Here is a 24,687-nt window from a genome sequence, read left to right as displayed (position 1 = left end):
ATTGAGATTCTTCAGTGTAAGAATCTTAACTTTAAACTAAAATATCGCCGAGTGTGCCCGTGCTTTCCTTGAATCGATCCACGGGGCAGCCAAGTTGTTGCAAGATGGTGAGATAAAGGTTCGACATCGGGACTTTATCTCCTTGATATCGAATGTGTTGACCATGTTTGAAGCCGAGGCGGTTCCCACCTGCAAGCAACGTGGGGAAACTCTTCCCAGAGTGGCTGGAAATCTGTGCCCCACCAAACAGGATTACGGTGTGATCCAGCAAAGTGCCTTCCTGTGCTGGGATGTTGTGCAAACGATCCATCAGTTTTGCCAGACAACTACATAACATGCGGTCGCGATTGCTGATAACTTGATCATCTGGCGAATCTTTGCTTGCCTGCCCACCTTTGTGGTGAACATCGTGGGCCCCGCGTACAGGGGCGCCGGCCTTCAATGCCCAATCTTTATATTCATCGTAATTCGGTCCACCTTCCCCACCCAGGCTCTGGGTGACGACGCGGGTCATATCAGTTTGAAATGCGAGAGCAATCAGGTCCATCATCAATTCGATATGTTCCTGCATTTTATTTTTGACCTGCGGTTCCAGACGCACGGCAGATTCGTCGAACTTCGGTCGACCTCTCTGCAGAATTGACCTGTTGTCGTTAAGCCGTTTTTCGACATCACGAATCGAATCGAAATACTGTGTTAATCGCTGTCGATCAGCACCGCTCAACTGATGATTCATCCCACTCAATTGCTGGCCTGCTGTATCCAGAATACTTCTGTCGGTTTCAAGTCGTTGTTCGGCCTGTTTTAACTGTTCTTTATCGGCAGGTGGGAACAGTTTTTCGAAAACGGTACGATAATTTGCCGTCGCAGGGATATCCACACCCAGAGAATTTCGAGACAATGTGGTAGTTCCCACCCCATCTGCAAATGAGAGAACCAGCGACGACAGCCAGGTGGAGCCAAGGTGTTTGGCAGCCACTTGATCCATCGAGACAGTATTGGTGATTGTTCCCGGTGTCAGATTAATGTTGTGGCCGGTGAGCCAATTGTAAGGATGAACATGACCACTGATTCGGCCTGCGATGTGAGAAAGGTTCGACAGTACCGAAAATCGCTCTCGATGGTGGGCTAACGGTTGATGCGTGGGGGCCAAAGTATATTTGGGGCCGGTGTCTTTCGGAAACCAGCCATGCCTACCAATCGCACCGGGAATGTAAAAACAGGCCAAACGACGAGGTTCTGCAGTGCCATGTTCTTTGGCAAGCGTCGTGCCTTGCATGATTTCCAGGTAAGGGAGAGCTAATGTGGCACCAAAACCACGTAAAAGCGTTCGGCGGTGCATGGGGTATGATTTCGGATTCATGTTATTTCTCTACTTTCAGTTCGTTACGTAAAAATGCCTTTGAAAGCAATGTGCTGACCACTAAATCTCTGAGGGAATAATCATTTTTGGCATTCGCTTTCAGAATTGCTTCAATTTCTTCCATCTCCACCACACCAGGTGGGTAACCAGTGGTGTACAGAAACAGTTTCTTCAACACTCCACGTGCAATGTCATTGGAGTAATGAGAAACTACTAATTTTTTAAACTCCGGATAGGTCTGAAATGTCTCCCCACGTGGGAGGCTGCCAACGGAATCAACGGGCCGGGACTTGCCACTGCCGACCCAGGCGATTTTACCATCCAGTTCACTACGTTTGTAGTTTTCAAATTCTTCCGTTCGCCACCTACCGCTGATATCAAAGTTCTGGAAAGCAAAACCAAGTGGGTCGATATTTTTATGGCACACCGCACAATGTCGGTCTTCCTGGTGAATTTTCAAAATCTCGCGGTAGGTTTTCCCTTTGGTTCTGGCAGGATCCAGTTCTGGAACCTCCAGTGGTGGGGCAGGTGGGGGCATATCCAGAATAGCCCTCGCAAACCAGACCCCACGATAGATGACCCAATTGTCTCCCATCCAGCAGAGCATTGATTGAATTCCTGCATGAGCTATCAGGCCCCCACGTTGGAATGTTCCGGGCAGGTTTACTTTTCGAAGTTCTGCCCCCACAACAGGTGGGAGTTGATAATGGTATGCAAGACTTTCGTTCAACATTGTCCAGTTGCTATCAATCAATTCTGAAATGGGGCGATTTTTTGATAGCATTTCGGCTATATAAGCAGTTGTTTCTGCTTTCATTGATTCTTTCAAATGGCGTGCGAAACGAAAATCCTGTTTGGAAATGTGCGATGAAGTGATCGTAATGGGCTGATCCAGTTCCAGCCATTGTCTGGTGAATGGTTTCAAGAATCCTGTTTTACACCTTGGACTTTCAAGCAGTCTGTGAATCTGTCGATTTAACTGCTTTGGCTCCGATAACTTACCGCTGGCAGCGACATTTAATAATTCCTGATCGGTTGGGCCACCCCACATATCAAAACTAATTCGAGATGCCAGTTGAAACGGATCATTGTTGGGGGAATTTCCTCCACCAGGACTGCCCAGAAAACGAAATTGTGTGGTCATCAGGATCGATTGACACGCCGCCCGCACAGCGGCATCAAAGGACAACCCGAGTTTGCGTTGTTGTTCATACAGTGCGATGAATGGCTTGCTTTCTTCAGCGGTAATGGGTCTTCGCCAGGCTTTTTCCTGCCACAACCCGATAAGCCGGGCTGCGTACTCGCTGTTGGGCTGTTTTTCAGGTAGTTTCACCTGCCAATGGGTTGGTGGCCAACTGGCGTTGTAGTTGGTGTTCAGTTCAATCGCGTGCAGCACAAGATAAGGAGCAGGGTGCTGCTCCAGTGGCAGAGATTTTCGATCAAACTTTGGTCGAAATAACCCCGTCCCACCTGGTGGAGCATCGTTGGGATTCGATCGATCATCATTTTCGTAACCATTGACAGCATAAGGAACCTCCACCTTATTGCTCAGCGAAATTTTCACTCCTTTGTCCTGCACTGCCAGATCATCCAGTTGTACCTCATAAATCAGTTCACGTGGCCGGTCAGGTGGATTGGAAATTTCGCAAAAATCGATGTCTTGACCTGCCACATCCACCCAAAGGTGGGGACTGGGCAATTCCGGTCGAGATTTATGGACTGAAACAAGCAGTTTGAGCCGCAACACGCCAGTGCGCGATGGCTGGACAGGAATTGTGAAGGAAAACTCATCTCTTTCTCCAAGTGCTTTCGGTTCCAGCCACAAACCTTGCCCCACCCGTGGGATACCTTTCACTTTGATCGTTGCCCCACCTTGTTTCCAGGCTTCGAGAGTTTTTTTGGGATCCTTAGCACTCTGTAGATCGGCAGAAAACTGTAATTGTGTTGATGGCGGTTCAAAAAATGAGAGAGCATTCACCGCACGCTGGGTCATTGTCAGCCAGTGTGCAACACCGTCGGGAGAGTCTGGTAGATTTTCTGCACCCGTATCGAACCCAGCAACGGTACCATCAGCAGGCATCGAAAATCCGTAGTCGATATTCAAACCAGTGATTTCACGTAGCGAAGCGGCTAATTCTCGTCGGTTCAATCGTCGAAAACCCACAGGTGGCTGCTGGATCTGCATATTGCGGATCCAGGTGAGCATGGCCTCTTTCTCTTTTGCACTGGGCTGGACGGCAGTTTTCGGTGGCATCTCCCCACGCTGAATTTTTTGATGGATCATCGTCCAGAAGTTTCGTTCGCCTGGCCGATAATCAGCCAGTTGATCGACCCGCACGCCCGATTCCTGGATAGTTTCTCCGTGACAATTGGTGCAGTATTGCTGCAAAAATCGTGTGCCAGTATTTTCGGCACCGTCAGCCAAATTGAAATGAAAGAAAACCAGGGTGCATGTCAAAACAGCATGAAACCATGAAAGGTGGTTTCTACCTCGCCAGAGAAAATCAACGAACATTACCATTCAATGTCGCTCGGCAGTCCCACTGCTTAGATGAAAACTAACTAAATTAGGTAATCGGTGGGCGGAATTAGGCAGTTAATTTGTGTTTTTTCAGAAAAAAAGCAGACATGAATACATCCCGCGTTGTTTCCCACCCAAAATGCCCCAATGTTCATAAAAAGTTCCTATTCTCCTAGATTTGAGGTACCGATGGAAGCAACTGGTGATTTGGCGTTGATTGGTCTGGCGGTAATGGGTCAGAATCTGATTTTGAACATGAACGATCATGGTTATCAGATTGTGGCATTCAATCGAACAGTGTCGAAAGTAGATGAGTTTCTCGCCAAAGAGGACAAAGGTACCAACGTGGTCGGGGCACATTCCATTGCAGAAATGTGTGCCAAATTGAAACGCCCACGTCGCGTGATGATGTTGGTGAAGGCTGGACAGGCAGTGGATGACTTCATTGCCCAGATTGTTCCTCACCTGGAGCCTGGAGATATTATCATCGACGGTGGGAATTCACTGTACCAGGATAGTGCCCGCAGGCACAAAGAACTGGAACAAAAAGGGTTGCTTTTCATCGGAACGGGCGTTTCCGGAGGAGAAGAAGGGGCACGGCGTGGCCCCAGTATTATGCCGGGCGGTTCCCCCGCAGCCTGGCCCCACGTGAAAGAGATTTTTCAGGCAGTTTCCGCCAAAGTGGAAGGTGGTGCCCCTTGTTGCGACTGGGTCGGTGAAGGTGGGGCAGGGCACTATGTGAAAATGGTCCACAATGGTATTGAATATGGCGATATGCAACTGATTTGCGAAGCATACCAATTGATGCGTGATGGTCTGGGTTATTCTGCCGAGCAGATGCATGATGTATTTGCTGAATGGAACCTGGGAGTTCTGGACAGCTACCTGATTGAGATTACACGCGACATCCTTGCTTATCGCGAGCAGGATGGAAGTGCTCTTGTTGACCATATTCTGGATACAGCGGGGCAAAAAGGTACCGGTAAGTGGACAGTAATTGATTCAATGGAACTGGGAATGCCCATTACCCTGATTGCCGAAGCAGTCTATTCGCGATGCGTATCTGCTTTGAAAGAAGAACGGGTTATTGCATCTGGTATTCTTCCTGGCCCCGCCTCCAGCAGAATTCAAACAGACGAAAAAGCGTTTGTGGCTGCGATTCGCGATGCTCTATATGCGTCAAAAATCGTGAGTTATGCCCAGGGTTATATGCTGATGCAGGCCGCCGCCAAAGCCAACAACTGGAACCTGAACTATGGAGGCATTGCTCTGATGTGGCGTGGGGGATGCATTATCCGAAGTCGCTTCCTCGGCAAGATCAAGGATGCCTTTGACAGCAATCCCAATTTAACAAATCTGCTGTTGGATCCCTATTTCTGTGAAGAAGTCAATCGCTGTCAGACGGGTTGGAGGCAAGTGATTGCTGCTGCCGTGCAGGCTGGCATTCCTGTGCCTGCATTTTCTACCGCTCTCAGCTTTTATGATGGCTATCGCACAGCAAGACTACCTGCAAACCTGTTACAGGCTCAGCGGGATTATTTTGGTGCCCACACCTACGAGCGAATTGATCAGCCACGTGGCCAGTTCTTTCACACCAACTGGACTGGTCGTGGTGGGGATACTTCCAGCAGCAGCTACAACGTTTAGTGCAGCATTTTGATGCCGGAAACCAGCAATTCGTGGTTGAGTGGAATGTTGGTTGCAAAGCGAATATACGCACCAGGAAGTTCCGAGGTTTCGATAACCACCTGGTGGGGATTAGGGAGCAGATAACCGTTATCGCATGGAATATGGCCAGTAATCAGCCAATCACACGCTACTTTACCGAGAAAGTTCTTCACATTTTCTTCAGAAACATCCCGGCCCCACAGGAGTTCGTAAATACTGCCACCAGGCAACAGATCCTGATTCGGTGGGCTATCTGTTTCCAGGTGATGTAACGCAAATTGATCTCGATATTTTTTCCCTGGAATACTGTGGCTGATAAAGACACGATTGCTGGTGCGGATGGCTAAAGGCAACATTTTGAACAATTTCTTGTACGCATCTTCGATCCTGTCTACATGCGTGGCACCATAATATTCGGCGATGCCTGCCAGAAACCGATCATTGTTGTTGGTACCACCTTTCACAATTGGCCGATCGATCCATTGCGATAACTCATGGTTACCCATTATCAGGTGGACCTGTTGCGGAAACTGGCTTTTCATCGCACAGAAAACGTCCAGCAACTGGTGCGACTTATCACCACCTGTGGGATAGCTGTGTTTGCCATGAATTACTTCCTGCAGCACCAGATGACGATGAGGGTTATCTTTCAATTGTAATTCGGGAAGGATCCGTTTGAAATTGTCCAGGTTACCGTGTAGATCCCCCACGACAATCACTTCGTGTGCTGAGTTGAGTTCAATCAATTTGCCACGCCGACCAGCCGTGCTTCGAACCGCTTCGATGGCACGATAGATCATCGTGATGAGTTTCTCTGCATCTGGCATAATTTTTCTGAAAGTTTTCGCAGGAGTCAACCATCTACTATAGCAACGCCCAGGTAGAATATCTTTATTGTGTTACAGGATGCAAAAATGAAAACCCTCCCCCGCCATTTGATTGTAAGTGCCATACTGCTGGCATTTTCATCAGTGCTGCCTGCAGAAGAAAAGCCAATTGCCATTACCAGAGGAGTGGATCTTTACTCCCATTGTGATTTGGTGGAGTGGAACAAACAGTATTTTGTTTCTTTCCTGACCAATTCCAAAGATATCAAGACAGATGGCACTATTCAGATCTACTCTTCCAAAGATACCAGGACCTGGGAAAAGCTGGCAACGATTTCAGCGCCCATGGATGCAACGCGACTTTATCAGCCTGCATTAACAGTTAGTCCAAACGGCTTATTAATGCTGACGGCATCTGGTGTCTATCCCGGAGATTATTCCAATCGGCCATTGCCGATGTATGGTGCCAGTTTTTCCACGCTGGTCTGGTACTCCAAAGATGGTAAGAAGTGGTCTGACCATAGCCGCCTGTTGCCATCTGGCACGCACCCAAACCGAGTCACCTGGAATGAGAAGTCGCCTTATATGTTTGTTCGTGGCTGCATCTGTGGCAGTGCGACAACAATACAAATGCACCGTGTGGATGGCACCATTGATTCCGGTATCAAATATGAGGAAACTTTCACTGGCTTTTTCCCGGAACAACTTGCTGCGGTTGTTCAAGATAACAAACTGGACGTGATCTTTACCCGCAGTACCGGCCAGGCTGGGGCCAATTTACCTGCGTACTACATCCTGAATCAGAAGTTAGATGAAAAAGATTGGGAATGGAAAGAAATGAAACAGATCCTTGCCAACCCAAGTCTGGTGCGTACTAACGACGGTCGTATTTTTGTGGCCTGCAACATTCTGGAAAAAGACCCCCGCGTGGTTGTCGGCGAACTTGATAAAGAACAGGGAATAATCCGGGAGTTGCAGGCGTTACCGAATGCCCGCAAACATTCGAACGTGGGGCTGCTGTTGAAAGACAATGCCTTGCATATCACCTATGTTGCCATCGAATCTGACAAATCGGTGAACTACCTGAAAGTACCACTGCCGAAAAAATAATACTTCATCGATGATCTATTTCGGTACTTTCAAAGGATCTTTGTTCATTAGGTACCCAATCAGATCCACCACTTCTTCAAATCGCAGTGGTTGCAAAAGATCCTCTGGCATGAATGATTTGTTTGACCTTTTCATTGCCTGAATATCCTGGCGATTCAAGGTTACCTGCTCATTAGGCAGTTGCAGCACTACCACCTGAGGAGATTCACGAACAACTATCCCACCCAGTTGTCTGCCGTCGGTCATTTCCACAATCGTATTCAGGTACTGAGCGGGAACTTCACTACTGGGATCGATGATGTTCCCAAGCAGATAGTCCATGTTATCGCGTTGGGAACCAGTAATATCTGGACCAATTGCCCCGCCTTCACCATACATTTTGTGGCAGGCCGCACAGTTTTTTACGAACAGGGCTTTTCCATTAGATAGATTGGCCTCAGCCAGCACTTTCTTGGTCAGCTTGCTTTTCAGTTCTGCAATCTGCTGTTGGCGTGCTGCAGTTGATTCCTGCAAAGTGCCCCACTTCGCCATGAGAAGTTGCTGGAGATCTTTGTCATGAAATGAGGCAATCTGCCTGGCCTGGGCTGCGCTGAGATCGCTAACAGGGACTTGATTTGGTGCACTGCCAATATTCTGAAGTAGAATTTTCGCAAAAGTTGTGCGTGAACAAAGAACATCCAGTAACTTACCACGCTCGTTGGCACTCACCAGGCGATAACGATTGAGGATGGCCTGGGCAATTTTCGGATCATCAAATCCCGCCAACCCGCGTGCCGCAACTACACACATTTCCCGTTCACCAAGCAATGTTTCGCCAATCGAACGAAGTGACATCGGCTTTGCGGCGACGAGACTGTTCCATGCTGCAACGCGTGCACCATGATCTTTCTTTTTGTCCCGCACTAATGCTTCGATCTGTGCAATGCTTAAGCCAGTTCCAAAAACAGCATTCAGTGAAATCAGCCGTGGATCGTTGGCAATTTCGGGTAATGAAATAAATTGATCCCAGCATGTAGGTTTGGGCAATTTCACATATCCCTGTAATCCCTCTGCAATGCCATTAAGAACTTCCTGCTTCAGTTTCATCTGCAACTGCAATGTCGCCTTGATCGCGGCACTAAAAGCTTCTGGTTTCTGTTCTATCTGCGTGGTCAGTTTCCTTATCATCCAGCGAACTGTTTGTGGCCACTGGCACTGCGGGAGTAATTCTGCCAAGGTTTCCGGTTGTTGATCGCCCACGGCCATTAAACCATACCACACCAGGTAAGGCAGAAAAGCATCACTGGCATATTCTTCGTGGGTAAATAATGCACTTGCCAATTTGCTGCGTGCTGCAATGGGCATTCGTTGCATTGTTGTGGCTAACGTCAGATGAACCAGACTTGACTGATCGGTTTTAGCAAGTTCAATCATTGCCTGCAAAACATGATCTTTCGCGGGATAACTTACACCTGGTAGTGGACCCGATAAGCGATCCAGTGGCCAGGTGTCTGCAAGCAGGCGAATAGCCCAAGCTCGCAGGTGTTCATCTGGATTAGTCAGCAACTGAAGCAATTGTTCTTCAGTTACTTTTTCATCCTGATAATCCTGCCACAACTGTGCCAGTGGGGTAGAGTGATTCATGCACCAGGGGCGTTTGAATTGCATCTGGCTTGATGGTTTGCCGTAACTTAACTTGAAGATTCGCCCACTGGTGCGGTGCACGCCAGATTGTTCGTGACATTCTCCCGTGTCACTCCAATCGACAAGATAAATATTTCCATCGGGGCCTGTGGTCAGTTCCATACCGCGGAACCACGGATCCTTTGCCAGAAACAGGTCAGGTTCGTGCTTGCCCACATATCCAGAACCGGACCGCTCCAGTTTTTCCACGTTGGTACGCCGGCCATGCATGTTTAATGTGTACAGTTTATTTCGATAATACGCTGGCCATTGATTCGCCTGATAGATCATCATGCCGATATGTGCATGACCGCCACCCAGGTCGTTTGCTTTGCCATCTCGGCTTGCCTGCCAGCCACCTTTCACATCAAAGTGGTAGTGGTCAGCGATGGTGTCCATTCTTTCGAAGACACCTGGATTTCTACTGACGCCGAAAGATTCTTTGAAATGTGCCCCAGGCATGCAGTGCCATAGATGCCCATTGACAGTATTAATGAAAAAGAGTTCGCCATGTTGATCCCAATCGTGGCCCCATGGGTTCGTTGTTCCCTGTACCAGAACTTCAACAGTTTTTCGCTTGGGATGATACCGCCAGATACCACCATAAATGGGATAACGCTGTTCCGGTGGGGTGCCAGGCAAGCCAATATTTCCCGGGCAGGAATGCCCACAGCGGCCGTAGAGCCAGCCATCCGGCCCAAATCTCAAACCGTTCGCAAAGTTGTGGTAGTTGCTTTCTGCAACAGTAAAACCGTCCAGCACGACAATCGGCGGTCCATCCGGCACGCAATCCTCATTCGCATCGGGAATAAATAATAACTGTGGGGGGCACATTGCCCAGACTCCACCTTTTCCCACTTCCACGCTGGTCAGCATTTGCAATTGATCAGTAAATACTTTGCGTTGATCTGCCACCCCATCCTGGTTGGTATCTTCCAGAACAATGATGCGATCTCGCAACTTCAGATCAAAGCGTGTGGGGCGCTCTGCGTAAGTGTAGTTTTCTGCTACCCACAGACGGCCTTTTCTGTCCCAATTCACCGCAATTGGATTCTGTACATCAGGTTCGGCAGCAAACACAGTTACAGATACTCCGGGTGGCACCTGCAACCCACGTGCGGCATCCGGAGCGGACATCAGTGGCACATCGGTTTTCTTTTCTGTATTATTTGGTGTTGGAAAATCTGTCTGGGCAAGCACCAGGCTTGTCAGCAAAAAAGTTGTCATCATGGAGAGGCTCCTTTGGGAGTTGCAATATTGCTAAGCAATATCAAATGTATCTAATAAGCGTTTCGATGCAGAAATCCGTTCCAAACCGTCATCAACATAATTTTGATATCAAACCACGGATTCCAGTGGGTGATGTAATAGAGGTCAAACTGCACCCTCCGACGCAAGGAAGTATTCCCACGCCAGCCATTCACTTGTGCCCAGCCAGTAATACCACATTTCACTGAATGGCGAATCATATAATTGGGTACGGTTTTACGAAACTTTTCAATAAATACTGGTCGTTCTGGCCTGGGGCCAACAATCGACATATGCCCAAGCACTACGTTGATGAACTGGGGCAGTTCGTCGATACTGGTTTTTCGTAAAAAATTGCCGATCGTCGTTTTGCGTTCATCGTTCTGCTTGGTCCACACTGGACCGGTTTCCTTTTCAGCATCTGGTCTCATGGTGCGAAACTTCAGCATCTGGAACGATTTGCCATTCAGACCGCACCTTTCCTGGCGGTAAAACACTGGTCCTTTGCTGGTGAATTTGACCAGCAGTGCAACGAAAATCAGCAAAGGTGAAATGACAATTAAAAAGATGCTGGAGATCACTATATCCATGACTCGTTTAATAATAATATTCGCCCCATAGTGGGGTGTTTCCCGCAACCCGAGCATCGGCATGCCATCCAATATCGACATGCGTAATGAAAAACCAGTCAGGGCGGGCAGATCAGCCAATAATCGAACTTCGACCATCTCCTGAGACAGCACATCAAATACCTTGCGTGCTTCATGAAAGCGATTCATTGGTAAGGCGATGAAGACATGGCTGATTTTGTACTGATGAATCAGATTTGGCAAATCGTCGATGGTACCCAGAATGTCCAGATCGCTTGACCATCGGGTGGGGTTGTTTTCAATGAAGCCCACGTTGCGAATTCCCATCCAGGTGGCACGTCGCAAGGCACTGGCTGTTTTTCTGGCAACACGACCCGTGCCGACAACAACGGAAAAAGTTGGGTTGTAGCCACGCGATCTCAAGAAATGCACCCCCCACCAGGATAAGCGACGGGTAAAGATGACACCCAGAAAGCCGAGTGCTGCAAACAGCGACATGGCACCTCGAGACACATAGGGATCCTGGGTGTAAAAACCAATTCCCATCACGATAAATACTGTGAAGAGGGTGCCTTTGATCACCGACCAGATGTCTTCACGCAAGCGATTGAGTCGTTGTACTTCGTAAGCTTTAGCAAGGCGAAAAGCGGGCACGACCGCAATTGCGACCGCGGGCAAATTGTATAAACATTGTTCGAACGGTGGCTGTTCTTTGGTGATCGGCAGATAGCTTGAGAAGCGAATAAAATACGCCATGATCCAAGCACCGGACATCGTAAGAATGTCCCAGAGTTGGAACCAGATTAACAGAGTCTGGCTTCGTTGCTTGATCATAACTGTTGCCTTCGTTCAATTGTTCCTTGTTCAGCTTTCATGCTTTTGTTCAGATTAACCCAAAGTATTTTCATTTACCAGTTGAGAAATTTCCTGCACGACATCCGGGGCAAGTGGTTCACCACTGTGGTAGGTGACATGACCTACTTTCCTGCCATACCTGGGGGCTTTGCCATATAAGTGAAGGTGCACGCCAGGAATGCGTAACATCGTTTCTGGTGGTGGCCAGGAACCAATCAAGTTCCACATTTTTGTATTGCCCACTAAACCGCAACTTCCCAAAGGCAAATCGGTAATGGCACGCAAATGATTTTCAAACTGACTGCTCACAGCTCCTTCGATAGTCCAGTGGCCGGAATTGTGCACCCGTGGGGCCATTTCATTTACCAGCAATTTGCCTCGAAGATCAAATAATTCAATGGTCAGCACCCCAACATAGTTTAAATGCTGCATTGTCTGTTCAACGATCCTGTTGGCTTGTGCTTGCTTTGCAGTGCTGTCGGCAGCAGCATACGGCTCGGAAAATCGCAGGATTCCCTTGGAGTGGGTATTTTCAATTAATGGGTAACAGTTCATTTCGCCGTTTGGCCGGCGTACGGCAATGATGGAAAGTTCTCTGTCAAATGGAATCATTTCTTCCACGATCAACATATTGCCCTGCAACAGATCCCAAGTGGTGCGAACCGATTCGGCAGAATGTACTACCGATTGGCCTTTGCCATCGTAACCAAAGCGTGTTGTTTTTACGACACAGGGAAAGCCAATCTGCTCGCACGCTGCCTGAAGCTGTTCGTAGGTATCTGCCGGAGCAAAACGTGGCACAGGAATGCCTAATCCTGCAAAGAATGTCTTTTCTTTGATACGATCCTGGGCAATCTTTAACGCTGGCACTGGTGGATAAACAGGATAATCATTTGCCAGTTTTTCGATCTCGATCGTGGGAATGTTCTCAAATTCGTACGTCACTACCTGAGAGCTGTTTGCTAGGCGTGCCAAGCCAATTGGATCTGCATAACCTGCATGAATCATTTCTGCTAGGGGTGCTGCAGGACAGTCAGGCGAATTTTCCAGAACAGAAAATTCCATTCCCAGCGGATAACCTGCCAGAGCAAGCATCCGCCCCAACTGACCCCCACCAATGATCCCAATCTTGATTTGATCTTTCATGGTGCAGTCTCTGGATCAGGCTGGGCCAGGACACGCTCGGTCTGACTTGTTCTATATTCAATCACCTTTTGTGCTATTTCAGGGTATCGATGAGCCAGCATCGCACCTGCAAAGAGTGCTGCGTTAATTGCACCTGCTTTGCCAATTGCAAATGTGGCTACTGGTATACCAGCGGGCATCTGCACAATGGAAAGCAAAGAATCGACACCGCGTAAGACGGCAGATTCAATCGGCACCCCTAATACAGGCAAGTGTGTTTTGCTTGCCGCCATTCCCGGAAGATGCGCGGCCCCACCTGCACCAGCTATGATTATTTCCAGCCCACGTGAGGCAGCGGTGGAGGCGTATTCGAACAGCAAATCAGGTGTACGATGGGCAGAAACCACCTTCACTTCGTGGACAATGCCCAGCAATTGTAATGTGACCGCACAATGGTTCATGGTTTGCCAGTCGGACTGGGAGCCCATGATTACGCCAACTTTCATGGTGGATTCGAACCTCCTACAGCAATGGGTTGTTATACTTCCATTGTGGATTTCGTTGAAGGGAAACTTTGCAGTTGAAGAAATCAGTGCGAGGTAATCCCCGTTCAGAAGAACTTTTGCGAACTGCACGGCTCAATTAAGTGAACTTAATTTCACATATATTAATATTGCCTTGTATACTCTCAAAATGATTCAAATTTTGCGGAAAATTGGAAAATGGTGCAAAAAAGCGGGGAATGGCGGATTGAAATGAATGATTTCTCACAAATCACTCACTCTCTACCAAAGAATTGTTCCTCGCGGGGCAGGGCAATCACTTTCCATGCTGCGGGGTAAAGCCGCACCACTCGTTTGGGTCGGTAGCCTTCCAACAGCAGGTCCATTTTCAGCTTTATTTGCCAGCCACTGCTGCCTGGTTCGGTGGGAATTTGCTTTAAGTCCAGTATCGATCCGCGTTTACGATCGTTTACAGGATCGTATGTCATCAGCGAATCACGTGAGACAGCAACCCCCACACTTCCAGGTGGCGTGGGAGCCTTCAAGTCACCAAACTCCGATATTAACTTGGTGTCCAGTCCACCAAACATCGCTACGGTGATGATCTGTTTTTCGTCATCCACACTACTTACCCAGCCGGGAATACCCCGTTCGCGAATGTGCTGGTGATGTTTTGCTAACTGCTTTTCAGTAAAGATTTTGCGTGCAGTTTCGTTTAGCCACAATTCGGTAATTCTGCCAGGCCCATACAGTGTTGCCCAGGTCAGGTTGAAAACAATTTCCTGGTTCGGCTGAATTTCCTGCATAGTTGCAAATCGTTTCCCCAGATAGACCTGCGTGCTGGGTTGCAGATCAAATGTCACTGGTTTGGCTTCATCTTGCCCACCTGTCTGTGCCTGAGCTACCAGTTTCATCGTTTCCAGATCGACTGAAATTACTTTCCAGACTTTCTTCAACCGCACGGATCGGGAAAAATCGTCTTCTAGTGCAAAGCACCTGCGAAAATCGATTTCGGGTGTTATTCGCTGATTCTGCGTATCCGGTGGGGGTGTTTTGTCATTAGCATCACGCAGATAAAACAAACCGTGCAGGTGCGTGCCCAGCGGAATATCCTGCAATGCAGCAGGTGCTCCGTGATAGGTGATCGTGCCATAAGGCAACATCGTAGCTTCCAGTGGTAAATCCCACACACTGCGATCCTGGCTGTCATTGCGATCGACCCGCAATTGAAACAGTCGTTCCGTGTGGTTCACCTGGATTAGTTCGCCGGAAATGGCATGGGCAGAATCAGCTGGCGGAAACTTTCCATCTTCCAGTGTGTACCATTGCAGCACACTGTCTCGCATTTTGCCTTTTAACTGTTTCAATTCTGCAGGTGTGTAAGGACCGTCTTTATCTGTGCGGAACTTTGCAGGGGACTGTGCCAGAATGACACTGATAAAACATAAGAAACCCAACGCGGGCAGTGTAAAGCGATACCGATTCATGAAAGGTTCCAAATAAACGCAATAATTATGAGGGCTAACTCATTAATTCGGTCAGGGTACGGGTGCTGTCATTGAACTGCTTTGCAGTTACTCCCGCCTGATTGACCATTGTCAGCAGTAAATTGCTCAAACGGGCATCTGAATCAACAGGTTTTGAACAGATCTTGTAGTGGGCACCCGCATCAGCAACATTATATTTCCCAATTTTGGGAAGGTTGAAGTCAATGTGTTGACCGTGGCGATAGCCAAGTGCTTTCCCACCTGCAAGGATTGTGGGCAAGTTGGCGTTACCGTGGCTATGGCCATACGCCATCCCGCTGCCCCACAGAATCTGGGTGGTGTCCAGTAACGTGCGATCCCCTTCACGTGCTGTTTGTAACTGATCCAGGAAATAGGCAAATTGCTCCACCAGAAAAGCATCGGTTTGGGTCAAGCGGCGAAGTTGTTCCGGATCGCCGTTGTGGTGAGACAAACCATGGCGGGTTTGTGAAATTCCGATGTCCGGAATCCCACTGCTGTGCGATTCACTTCCGATCATACAGGAAATAACCCTAGTTGAATCGGTGCGCAGAGCCATGACCATCAGATCGTAAAACAGTCGTTGGTATTCTGCCACCACGGTCATATCGAGTTTTCTACTTAACCGAGACTGTTCTGAAGCACTAAGTTGTGGTTTGGGTATATTCAACCAGGCATCCGCACGCTTGGTGCGTTTTTCGACCTGCCGCACCGCAGTCAGATATTCATCCAGTTTGCGGCGATCATCCGCCCCAAGCTGCCGTTGCATCTGGCCGGCATCATCAGCAACCAGATCCAAAATACTCCCTTTGCGGGACAATTTTTTGCGGATCGATTCTTTGCTTTCTTTGGTGGCACCAAACAACAGATTGAAAATCTGCACGGTGTTTCGTTCCACTGGTAACTGAATACCATCCCGTGACCAGGCCAGGGAGTGCCCTTCAATCGCCAGTTCCAGAGAAGAATGGCGGGTTGCTTCACCTTGCACTTCTGCAATCAGTTGATCTGCCGATACACTGTTCCGAAATGCCCCACCATCACTTGGGACATCAGCACCTGTCAGCCAGACTTTATCACAGTTGTGGTGCTTGCCAATCACCATTGGGTGGTGAAGCCCACTGATCGGGGTAACAACCGAACGGTGCTTTTCGAGTGCCTTCATTGGCCCGCTGAATTGATAGTCTTTCCCCGCCTGCTGAATCTGCCAGGTGAGGGTGTTCACGCCGTTAGGGATATACAGAAAAACACTGCGTTTGGGTAATGTGGCAGCAGTTTCTGCACTGGTTGCCAAAGGTTGCATGCAGTCGAGCATTGGAAGTGCAATTGAAACCCCTATCCCACGTAAGGCGGTGCGGCGATTGAGAAACCAGCGATTCGAAAGTATATTTGCCATCGTTTATCTCAAAATATTAGTGAAAATTCATTCATTTATCGTTTCAGGAACAAATCGGATGTAATCAGAGCTCGCACCGCATCTTGCGTGCGGTATTTTTGCTGTTTGGTTTTGGTAGCAATCGCAGTGAGGAAGACGCGATCGTCGAAAGTCATGGTTCTTCGTGTGGCATAAATGGCCAGTTTCTCAACAAAAGTGTTGTTGAGCTGATCAATATCTTCCAGTAGCAGCTTTTTGAAATCAGCCACATTTTGAAACTTTCGACCGTCCGGCATCGTCCCACTGGCATCCACGGTAGGGTTCGGTCCTTGACCTTCCGTTATTTCTTCGGTTCGCCAACGCCCAATAGCATCAAAGTTTTCCAGAGCAAAGCCATAAGGATCGATATTCGCATGACAACTCGCACATCGCGAATCGTGAATGTGGGCGGCCAGCTTCTGGCGGATGGTCGCCTTTTTCTCAGTAACCGGATTAGGTTCAATCGGATCGACATTCGCCGGTGGGGGTGGGGGAGATTTTCCTAACAGATTTTCCGATATCCAAACCCCACGATGTACAGGGCGGTGGCGGGTGCCGTCGGAAGTGAGCGACAGAATCGCCGCCTGCGTAAGAATCCCCCCACGTTGACTGTTTGCAGCCAGGGTAACCCGCTGAAACTCATCACGTGGCAAGCCATCTGTCGGCAAGCCATAATATTCTGCCAGCCGCACATTCAGCATGGTCCAATCGGACTGAATCAGGTCACTGAGTGGGCGGTTTTGCAGCACTAATTCGCTAAAGAATGCCTTGGTTTCACCCACCATACAAGCTTCGAGGTGGGCATCGTACTCAGGATATAACCGCTTATCTGGCGGGAATTTACCCACATTTTTCAGTCGCAGCCACTGGGTGGCGAACGAGTCGAGAAAACGTTTGGCTTTCGGATTCCGGATAAGCCGTTGAAACTGTTCAGCACGCACCTGGGGGTCGCGTAATTTCCCCTGGCGAGCCAGTTCCAACAGTTCCGCATCAGGCATGGTGCTCCACAGAAAATACGACAGTCTGCTGGCGATTTCCCAATCGTTTAATTCCCCACGTTGTTTGGCTTCATCACCCTCAGCCAGGAAGAGAAAATCTTTGCTGCAAAGGATTGCCAGCATGGCTGTTTTCGTTGCCTGCCGCACACTCTCTCCGTTGGAAATTTCGTGTTCTGCAATGGAAACATACCGTTGCAATTGATCGGAAGTAATTGGTTTTCGAAATGCATCGGTGGCGAATCGTTGCAGACAGAGTTTGACTTCTTGCTTGTCCTTGGGCATGTAAGATGCGCGTTTAGTGCGTGTTTCCTCGGTAACCAGTGGCCCTTTCCATGAAATGGAATCAATAATCAAAAATGGGTAACGGGCCTGCCCCTGTTCATCGGTTAATTTCATCTGCCACGGTAATCGGCCTTCCTTGATACTGATAAATGGAACAGTGCCATGTCTGCCGGAACGTGGCAGGTTGGACGGGCCAGGGACATCATTATAGACCATGATACTTGGGCGGCCCTTCGGTAAATGAGCCTGAAAAGTAACCGTAATCGGCTGGTTTTCAGGAGCAATAATGTCCCGTTCGAACAGCACTCGATCCAGCTTTTCTTCATAAACCTTCAAGCGAGGTGCCCGACCATGGGGCGGTTTGAGCCCACTGAGTGTGTAGCTGATTTCATACATACCTGCAGCTGGCAGTGGACCCTGCAATGCAGAATAACGAAACTGATCTCCAGGCCAGGCTTCAAAGCGAACTTTATCCAGCAACCCACGTTCCCGCAATGTTTCGCGGTGTCGACTGTTAATCTGTGTTTCCAGAATTGCCCGTTTACTGCCTGTAAACAGGGGAGCTTCCGTATCTGGAAAGGCTTCGTCCAGAATTGTTTCCGCTGCAGCAAGATATTTTTCGATGTTTGCGGGAGACAAGGTCAGAACAGAACCGATTCGTTCAAAACCGTGCCATTCTGGATCATCCAGAAAACCTCCAGGATCGGTGGCATCGAACTGTACTCCCAGAAGGTCACGGACGGTATTGACATACTCATCTCGACTGAGACGGTGAAAACTGACTTTCCCACGTGCGGCCATACGCGCTGCTTCACCTGACTTCAGTTGATCTGAAAGCCATTGGGTGACCATGGTGCTGAGCTTCGGATCTGGCTGAACGGGATGTTTCTTTGGTGGCATCTCGCCAGCGGTGATGCGGCCAAGAATTTCTGCCCACTGGGGGGTGTTTTCAAAACCTACTTTTGGTGACAGCTGATCGATACGAAAGTCGTGGTTCGATTTGCTGTGGCATTCATAACAGTATTTCACCAGATACTGGCTTACTTTGGCATCCAACTGATCCGCAGCAGATGCTGGCAAGCCAGCAAGCAGAGTAAAACAGGTGCAAAAAATGAAAGCAGCTTTTGGCATTGGGTGTGGTACAAAAATCTCTTTAGATGAGATCGTACCAAAATATCAGATGGTTCACAACAAAATTCAGATGAATCAACGAGATGATATGGACATTAGTCTGACTGTTTTGACTTCCTGCGATGTCTTTCTGGAATGATACTCACTGGTTCGAAACTGGCCCAGTAGCGAGTGGGTACCATGCCAAGGATTGAAATCAACGCAAAAACAATCCAGGTGGTTGTACAGGCCAATGCCAGTTTTTCGCTGAAGCCATAGGCATGTAAGCCAGCCCCGAGCTGGTTGGTGCCAAACCAGGACCAGGTAGTGATGATATTTCCCTGGATTGCCAGGATGGCAAAGCCACGTGCTTTGACCAGCCCTGCCCAGCGTGCGTGCAGGATAATGGCGTTCCAGATCACAATCAAGACAGCACCATTTTCTTTGGGATCCCAACCCCAGAACCGGCCCCAGGATTGGTCAGCCCAGATCCCACCCAGAACGGTTCCAGTAAAACTGGTGAGCATTGCAAAGCAGATCACGCCATACATCATCCGATAAGCATGTTTATCACCACCATTCGCAAACAGTTTCGTGAACATCCCTATGAACACATACGCACAACCAATGATTCCAGCGACATAGCATGCAGCATAGCCGATGGTTACAATCGTAACGTGGGTCCACAACCAGAAATTGGTATCCAGAACAGCCTGCAACATTTCCATCGTGTCGCCAGTCACAGACAGGAATTGTGCAATGATCATCGTGGCCATACCAATCACACCCGCTGTAATACTGCCGAGCCCATTACGGTAGATTGTTTCGAGAACCAGAGAAACAAACAGGGCGATCATGCCGATAAATACAGAAGAAGAGTAAAGATTAGTTACTGGTGGGCGACCAGAAATATAAATCCGCATTACCAGTGCCGTAAAGTGTACTGCCAGTGTTAAGGTTGCCAGCCAGAATGCACTTTGTCGTAATGGCTTTGTCAGGCCTAACCAGGAAAACAATGCTAGAACAGCGACAAGAACGTATGTCCATTGGCAGAACAAAAATGGACGCCAATTATTTAAGAAGTGTTCAGCTTTTATTTTGGAAAGTTGTGATGAAGTCAATGCTGGCGTGAAATTTTGATGATACTCTGCCAATAATTGATTGAACTCTTGGACATTGTCCTGTTTAAAGGCATCCAGCATTTTCAGCATCTGTTTGGCATTATCTGTGTAGCTCTCCTGCTGATCAACCAGAAGTTGTTTCGCCCGATAATCTTCAAGTGCTTTGTTTCGACTTGCAGTTTGAATATATCTGTTGGCGGCTTCAACAGATGGGAACTTCTTTCTGAACTCTTCTGCTACCTGTGCGTTCTTGCTTAATTCTTCGAAAAACTTGATTCGGGCGGCAGTGACTGCAGCCTGACCATCAACACTTTCCAGGTAATTTTCTTCCAACGTCGTTTCAAGATCTTTGAAACTGATCCATTTTTCATTGACATTCACTGCTGGAAAAATTGCAGGGATTTTTCTGGTGATTAGTTCGTTAGTCAAACGTAGTTGCTGGCGAAATTCATTCCACGCGCTTTCTTCTTCGCTCAGGTCTGTTCCTTCTTCCAATTTGTTCTGCACCTGAGTGATGTTTTTCCAGAATTCTGGTTTGTTCAATTCCTCAAGAGAATATCGGTAATTGCCGGGACGATCTTCCAACTGTAATGCATTTCGAATTTCTGGTGAATCAATTCGGATAAATTGGCGATCACGATGGTCGGGATGTTGACACCATTGCTCCAATAACCATCGAACTGCGGGTTGCTTTTCAGTGACAAACTCTTTCAATTCAGCGTCAAAATATTTAATTTCGTAAGTCTGGCTGCCATTGCTGATCGCCATTAGTGCATTTCGTGCCAGTGAGTCCAGTGGCATAAAACGCCCGCCGTGTTGGATCGGGATTTTGCCAAAGGAGACGAAATTGAACTGATCTTCTTTGACTGTTTGTGGTTTGGCAGGATAAAGCAGCAGAACACCACCTAATAACACCACAATCAATGGCAATAGTTTATTCCACATGGGTGCTCTCCTTCTTCAACTTGCTTACGAACTTGTTCAGGTGGAGTGTAAAATGAACCAGCATTCCAAGGGCAATCAGAGCGCATGATACATACGGACCCCATGGAGCAAACTTGCCCACAACTCCCCCACGGTATTGCACAACCTGCAGGCCAGTGGTCCGTTTACGGGCATCCATCGAAGATTGATAAAAGGTACTACCTTCGTATCGAAGTGGGTGATTCATCCAGATGTTTGAATCAAATTTTTCACCAGTACTAGGGTTCGTCAGTGTGATTTTGCTGGTATAGTTTTTAGGTATTTCAGTACCGGGGTATTTTTCGTAGATCAATTCGTTTAAGCGAATTTTGAACGCCGTGTATGTGCGTTTCAAGCGAAAATCAAGACGATATACTTTGCCACCTACTTCTACCTGATCAATCTTGCTTAACATGGGTATATTGCCGCGAGTGAGTTCGACCGCAGTTGATGTGGCCAGCACGCCAATCGATTTTCCTTCTTTACTAAGCAATTCATAGTAGATTGCTGGCATATTGATGTCGCCTGCTTTAACGCCGGTAACTGGCTTCTCTTCAGGAAAAGAGAAAGTCACTCCGTTTCCAACTGTGGGTGCTATCGGATGTTTGGTTAGATCTTCGCTGAATTGACTGTTGATTGCATAATGGTGTACTTTCACTAGAAAAGGCAGCGAATCGTGGGAAATAGGCTGTTTCGTTTTTGCTGAGCGTTTCAACATCTCGTCGGGAATCACGACGACATCATCCACCCCATTGCCCGCATCGCTCATTACAGCCAGTTCGGATTCATCAAAACTGATCATGTAGTTGGAAGTCGCTTTTTCTTTGATGTCCATGCGATATTCTTCAGACATTTCAGCATGGTAGAACTCTCCGAACAACAGCAACAACATACCCCCGTGAATGATAAAAATACCTGAACGCTTCCAGGTAAGCCGAAATCGGGTGAAGTGGGCAGCAGTCAGATTGATCACCATTGCCCAGCCGAGTAAGTAACCGCCCACAAATGGAACTCGAATCATCTGATTGGTTAATCTGAATTTAAAAAATACTTCTGTGAAATCTGAGAAAACATTAATGTCTATCCAGGAGATCCAACAATAGAAGTAGTCTTTCAGAACGATCTGGATGCCCGTATTCTTCTGGGCAACAGTGCCCATGAAAACCAGGAAAAGCGAAATAACAAAGAGAACAATCGTCAATTGCAATGAAGCTAATGGTTTCAGTAGCATCCAAAGTATATCTGAACCAGTCATCTCACGTGGGACACTCGTGGGAGGGGTATCGTAGAAAGTGTCTTTATTTTGCATTGTTACGAACTCATGAAAGTTATTTTGCAGGCACAGGTTCGCCGGCACCTCGTTGAAAGCTGGTACCCGTCACTTGCACCAGATAGGCTTCTTCGCCAGTTCTAGTTGGGATCATCTGATAGTTATCAGACAAATTGTCTTTTGTCGCCGCGGGTAGGTCAAATTGCCCGCGCCAACGATTAATATTAATTAATAGATCGCCACCAAAGTCAGAAACCACGATTTCCGGACTGTCTTGGTTTGGGCCAGTTTTGATAATGGCACGCTGAAGTTGTGTGCGGGGTGCTTCCTGCGTCCAGCCAGCGGGCAGCTGCCATTCCGGTAAGTTTTTGCGATCTTTGAAGTTATGAACAGTGGCGACCCATTTTTTGAAATCGTCCATCACCTTTTTGACTTGTTCTCCATCGCCGCGAATGGTGAAGAACCACCACCATGGCCGTTCCGGGATATCTTCGCACCATAACATTGCGGAAACCAGTACCTGCTCCACTTCTTCGCGTGGGGCCTTGTATGTGCGGATTTCTGGCTTCGGGTCGCAGCCTGCAGCAACAATAATCCCAGCCAGGATGAATGGGATCAGTCGAAAATATTGGAAAATTTTAACCATTTCAGATTGTCTTAATTTTCACGATCAAGGTTTTCGGCAGCACCACTAAAAGATCCGTTTTATGGATTTCGATGCCTGCCGTGGAATGGATCACCACGTATCGTGGTGCCATTAAGGTAGGAACATCAAATATTATACAAGTGGCAACCGATGTTCCGCTTCTTATTTTCGGGAAAATCCTGTCAAATTTCCCAAAATTACATCGTTCTGTTCGCGTCTGATACCGATCGAACCGCTGTCACGAACTGTTGAAGTAGGCGGCGGTCTTTTTTGCCCGGGGCCGATTCTACGCCACTGGCAACATCCACGGCGAAAGGACGCACGATGGAAATTGCCTGTGCGACATTCTCGGGTGTCAGGCCACCTGCCAGAATCAGTGGGACAGAAAAACTCTGCCCAGCCAATAAATCCCAGGGTGCGGTAATGCCCGAACCGCCGTGAAATTCGGGATGAAAGCCATCCACAATAATGGCGCTGGGGCGATTCCCAGAACTGGTCAAGTGTTCCAAATGCTTGTGAATCTGGTCGATATCGGCCTGTTCACGCACGCGGAATGCGGGAATCAGGCCAAAAGGGAAGGAATTCTCATGAGTTGGCAGTTTTCCGTGGATCTGGACCCCACGGAGACCCAGTTGGTAGGCAAGTGCTGTCATCAGGTTCACAGGAGTATCGACAAATACACCCACCAGGGAAATCAGTGGAGAAACAGCGTTCAGGATTCCCGCACATTCTTTGGGTGCGATGTAACGAGGTGAAGGAGGGTAAAAGTTCAAACCAAGTGCATCCACGCCCAGCTCTTCACAAAATCTGGCATCTTCTGTTGTCGTAATCCCACAGATTTTAATACGAGTCATTTGTAATACCGGGGTCGATTCATGTGGGCAGTTGTCTAGTTATGTGTATTTTATGAACGAAAACGGCTGATAAACTGCACAAAATAGACAAAATTTCCCGAGGCACATGCGTATGAACTTTCAAGGGGAAAGACATGGCATTTTTGTTACAAAAATTGTTCTAACTTCTTACCAGTAAAGTCACTACGTCGAATCCTTTTTGCTTGACATTACCCCACGCGCTACCTAGACTTGAGTTTTGTCTACGTCTAAACCGATCTGGCAACTGGGGGCCTACTTGTGACGAAAAAAGAGATTGTCTGGAAATTAGCGGAACGTGCCAATTTAACGCAAATGCAAACCAAGGCGATCGTGCAGTGGACATTCGATGCGATCATTGAAACATTGATTGAGAAAGGCAGAATTGAACTGCGTGATTTTGGTGTTTTTGAGGTAAGGACTCGAAAATCGCGTCGGGCTAGAAATCCGCTGACCGATGAACCGGTCAACGTGCCCGCGAAGAATGTGGTTGTCTTTAAGCCTGGCAAGCATATGGAAGAGAAAATTCGCGATGAGGCAATTGCTTACGAGCCCAAGCGCAAAGAATCTGATAAGCCAGGTAAAGGGCGAAAGGCAAAAAAGAAAGATGCCGACCCGACACCTGAATAATCGACACAAGTTCTCCAGTTGTTTATTGAAGAATTACAGGTTTTTTCGTTACAATTCTCAAGAATCCGATCTTTGCTGCCGATAATCCTTTTGAAAACAACATGTATGCAAGGTTGCTTCGGGAGAGCCTCGGTTCTCATTGAAGGAGGATGCTGATAATGGCACGGAAGTTATTGCTGGGAATCGTGGCGATCGCAGCATTGTATGCTCAAACGGGGTGTGCACTGATTAACCAGTACCCGGGCGATCCCAATGAACGAATGAATGTATTAATTAACCAATCGGAAGATTTGCGTCAGGCTCGTCTCGAGTGGGGCCGATTCTGGCAGAATCACCAACCGTCGACGATGACGTACGAACGGGTCAACGGTTCCATCGGGCCGTGATTGTGCTGATTGGTGAGAATC

At 48.0% G+C, this 24,687-nt stretch carries 18 protein-coding genes; 4 read left to right on the top strand and 14 right to left on the bottom strand.

Going from position 1 to position 24,687, the window contains the following annotated elements:
• Positions 1-31: 31 nt before the first annotated feature.
• Positions 32-1,363, bottom strand: a complete 1,332-nt coding sequence (locus R3B84_08375) for a DUF1552 domain-containing protein (protein ID MEZ6140572.1) — start codon at positions 1,361-1,363, stop codon at positions 32-34.
• A 1-nt stretch (position 1,364) separates the two neighbouring features.
• Positions 1,365-3,788: a DUF1592 domain-containing protein gene (locus R3B84_08370; GenBank protein ID MEZ6140571.1), complete on the bottom strand. Its 2,424-nt coding sequence runs from the start codon at positions 3,786-3,788 to the stop codon at positions 1,365-1,367.
• Positions 3,789-4,073: 285 nt separating this feature from the next.
• Between R3B84_08370 and gnd the strand changes: the two genes are divergently transcribed.
• Complete coding sequence (gene gnd / locus R3B84_08365) at positions 4,074-5,531, top strand: decarboxylating NADP(+)-dependent phosphogluconate dehydrogenase (protein MEZ6140570.1); 1,458 nt, start codon at positions 4,074-4,076, stop codon at positions 5,529-5,531.
• On the opposite strand, the gene R3B84_08360 is transcribed toward gnd, so the two are convergent.
• Entirely contained in the window at positions 5,528-6,379 is an 852-nt protein-coding gene (locus R3B84_08360) for a metallophosphoesterase (protein MEZ6140569.1), read from the bottom strand. The genes gnd and R3B84_08360 overlap by 4 nt on opposite strands.
• A gap of 87 nt (positions 6,380-6,466) precedes the next feature.
• Between R3B84_08360 and R3B84_08355 the strand changes: the two genes are divergently transcribed.
• The gene (locus tag R3B84_08355; protein ID MEZ6140568.1) at positions 6,467-7,489 is read left to right on the top strand and encodes a hypothetical protein; all 1,023 of its coding nucleotides are present in this window, start codon (positions 6,467-6,469) and stop codon (positions 7,487-7,489) included.
• A 15-nt stretch (positions 7,490-7,504) separates the two neighbouring features.
• On the opposite strand, the gene R3B84_08350 is transcribed toward R3B84_08355, so the two are convergent.
• The 11 genes from R3B84_08350 to R3B84_08300 form a co-directional block, all read right to left on the bottom strand.
• Positions 7,505-10,381, bottom strand: a complete 2,877-nt coding sequence (locus tag R3B84_08350; GenBank protein MEZ6140567.1) for a c-type cytochrome — start codon at positions 10,379-10,381, stop codon at positions 7,505-7,507.
• A 50-nt stretch (positions 10,382-10,431) separates the two neighbouring features.
• Positions 10,432-11,823: an undecaprenyl-phosphate glucose phosphotransferase gene (locus R3B84_08345; protein ID MEZ6140566.1), complete on the bottom strand. Its 1,392-nt coding sequence runs from the start codon at positions 11,821-11,823 to the stop codon at positions 10,432-10,434.
• Between the two features lie 54 nt (positions 11,824-11,877).
• Positions 11,878-12,990: a 5-(carboxyamino)imidazole ribonucleotide synthase gene (locus R3B84_08340; GenBank protein MEZ6140565.1), complete on the bottom strand. Its 1,113-nt coding sequence runs from the start codon at positions 12,988-12,990 to the stop codon at positions 11,878-11,880.
• A complete protein-coding gene (purE, locus tag R3B84_08335; protein MEZ6140564.1) occupies positions 12,987-13,475 on the bottom strand; it encodes a 5-(carboxyamino)imidazole ribonucleotide mutase in 489 nt (162 codons plus the stop codon). The genes R3B84_08340 and purE overlap by 4 nt, the downstream gene beginning before the upstream one ends.
• A gap of 272 nt (positions 13,476-13,747) precedes the next feature.
• Positions 13,748-14,959 (bottom strand): hypothetical protein, encoded by a 1,212-nt coding sequence (locus tag R3B84_08330; GenBank protein ID MEZ6140563.1) that lies wholly within the window; start codon positions 14,957-14,959, stop codon positions 13,748-13,750.
• Between the two features lie 34 nt (positions 14,960-14,993).
• Complete coding sequence (locus R3B84_08325) at positions 14,994-16,370, bottom strand: DUF1552 domain-containing protein (GenBank protein MEZ6140562.1); 1,377 nt, start codon at positions 16,368-16,370, stop codon at positions 14,994-14,996.
• A gap of 35 nt (positions 16,371-16,405) precedes the next feature.
• On the bottom strand, positions 16,406-18,799 hold the full coding sequence (locus R3B84_08320) for a DUF1592 domain-containing protein (GenBank protein ID MEZ6140561.1): 2,394 nt from the start codon (positions 18,797-18,799) through the stop codon (positions 16,406-16,408).
• Between the two features lie 95 nt (positions 18,800-18,894).
• A complete protein-coding gene (ccsA, locus tag R3B84_08315; GenBank protein MEZ6140560.1) occupies positions 18,895-20,844 on the bottom strand; it encodes a cytochrome c biogenesis protein CcsA in 1,950 nt (649 codons plus the stop codon).
• Complete coding sequence (locus tag R3B84_08310; GenBank protein MEZ6140559.1) at positions 20,834-22,171, bottom strand: cytochrome c biogenesis protein ResB; 1,338 nt, start codon at positions 22,169-22,171, stop codon at positions 20,834-20,836. Before R3B84_08310 ends, ccsA begins: the two co-directional genes overlap by 11 nt.
• 19 nt (positions 22,172-22,190) lie before the next feature.
• On the bottom strand, positions 22,191-22,778 hold the full coding sequence (locus tag R3B84_08305; GenBank protein MEZ6140558.1) for a hypothetical protein: 588 nt from the start codon (positions 22,776-22,778) through the stop codon (positions 22,191-22,193).
• Positions 22,779-22,975: 197 nt separating this feature from the next.
• On the bottom strand, positions 22,976-23,632 hold the full coding sequence (locus R3B84_08300; GenBank protein ID MEZ6140557.1) for a phosphoribosylanthranilate isomerase: 657 nt from the start codon (positions 23,630-23,632) through the stop codon (positions 22,976-22,978).
• 279 nt (positions 23,633-23,911) lie between these two features.
• On the opposite strand from R3B84_08300, the gene R3B84_08295 reads away from it, so the two are divergent.
• Positions 23,912-24,280 (top strand): HU family DNA-binding protein, encoded by a 369-nt coding sequence (locus R3B84_08295; protein MEZ6140556.1) that lies wholly within the window; start codon positions 23,912-23,914, stop codon positions 24,278-24,280.
• 158 nt (positions 24,281-24,438) lie between these two features.
• Positions 24,439-24,666: a hypothetical protein gene (locus tag R3B84_08290; GenBank protein MEZ6140555.1), complete on the top strand. Its 228-nt coding sequence runs from the start codon at positions 24,439-24,441 to the stop codon at positions 24,664-24,666.
• The last annotated feature ends 21 nt before the right edge of the window (positions 24,667-24,687 follow it).

Origin of the sequence: Zavarzinella sp. (assembly GCA_041399155.1) — a bacterium.
Lineage (GTDB): Bacteria > Planctomycetota > Planctomycetia > Gemmatales > Gemmataceae > JAWKTI01.
Note: the sequence above shows the minus strand (reverse complement) of the source record. Positions and strands in the feature narration are given on the sequence as shown.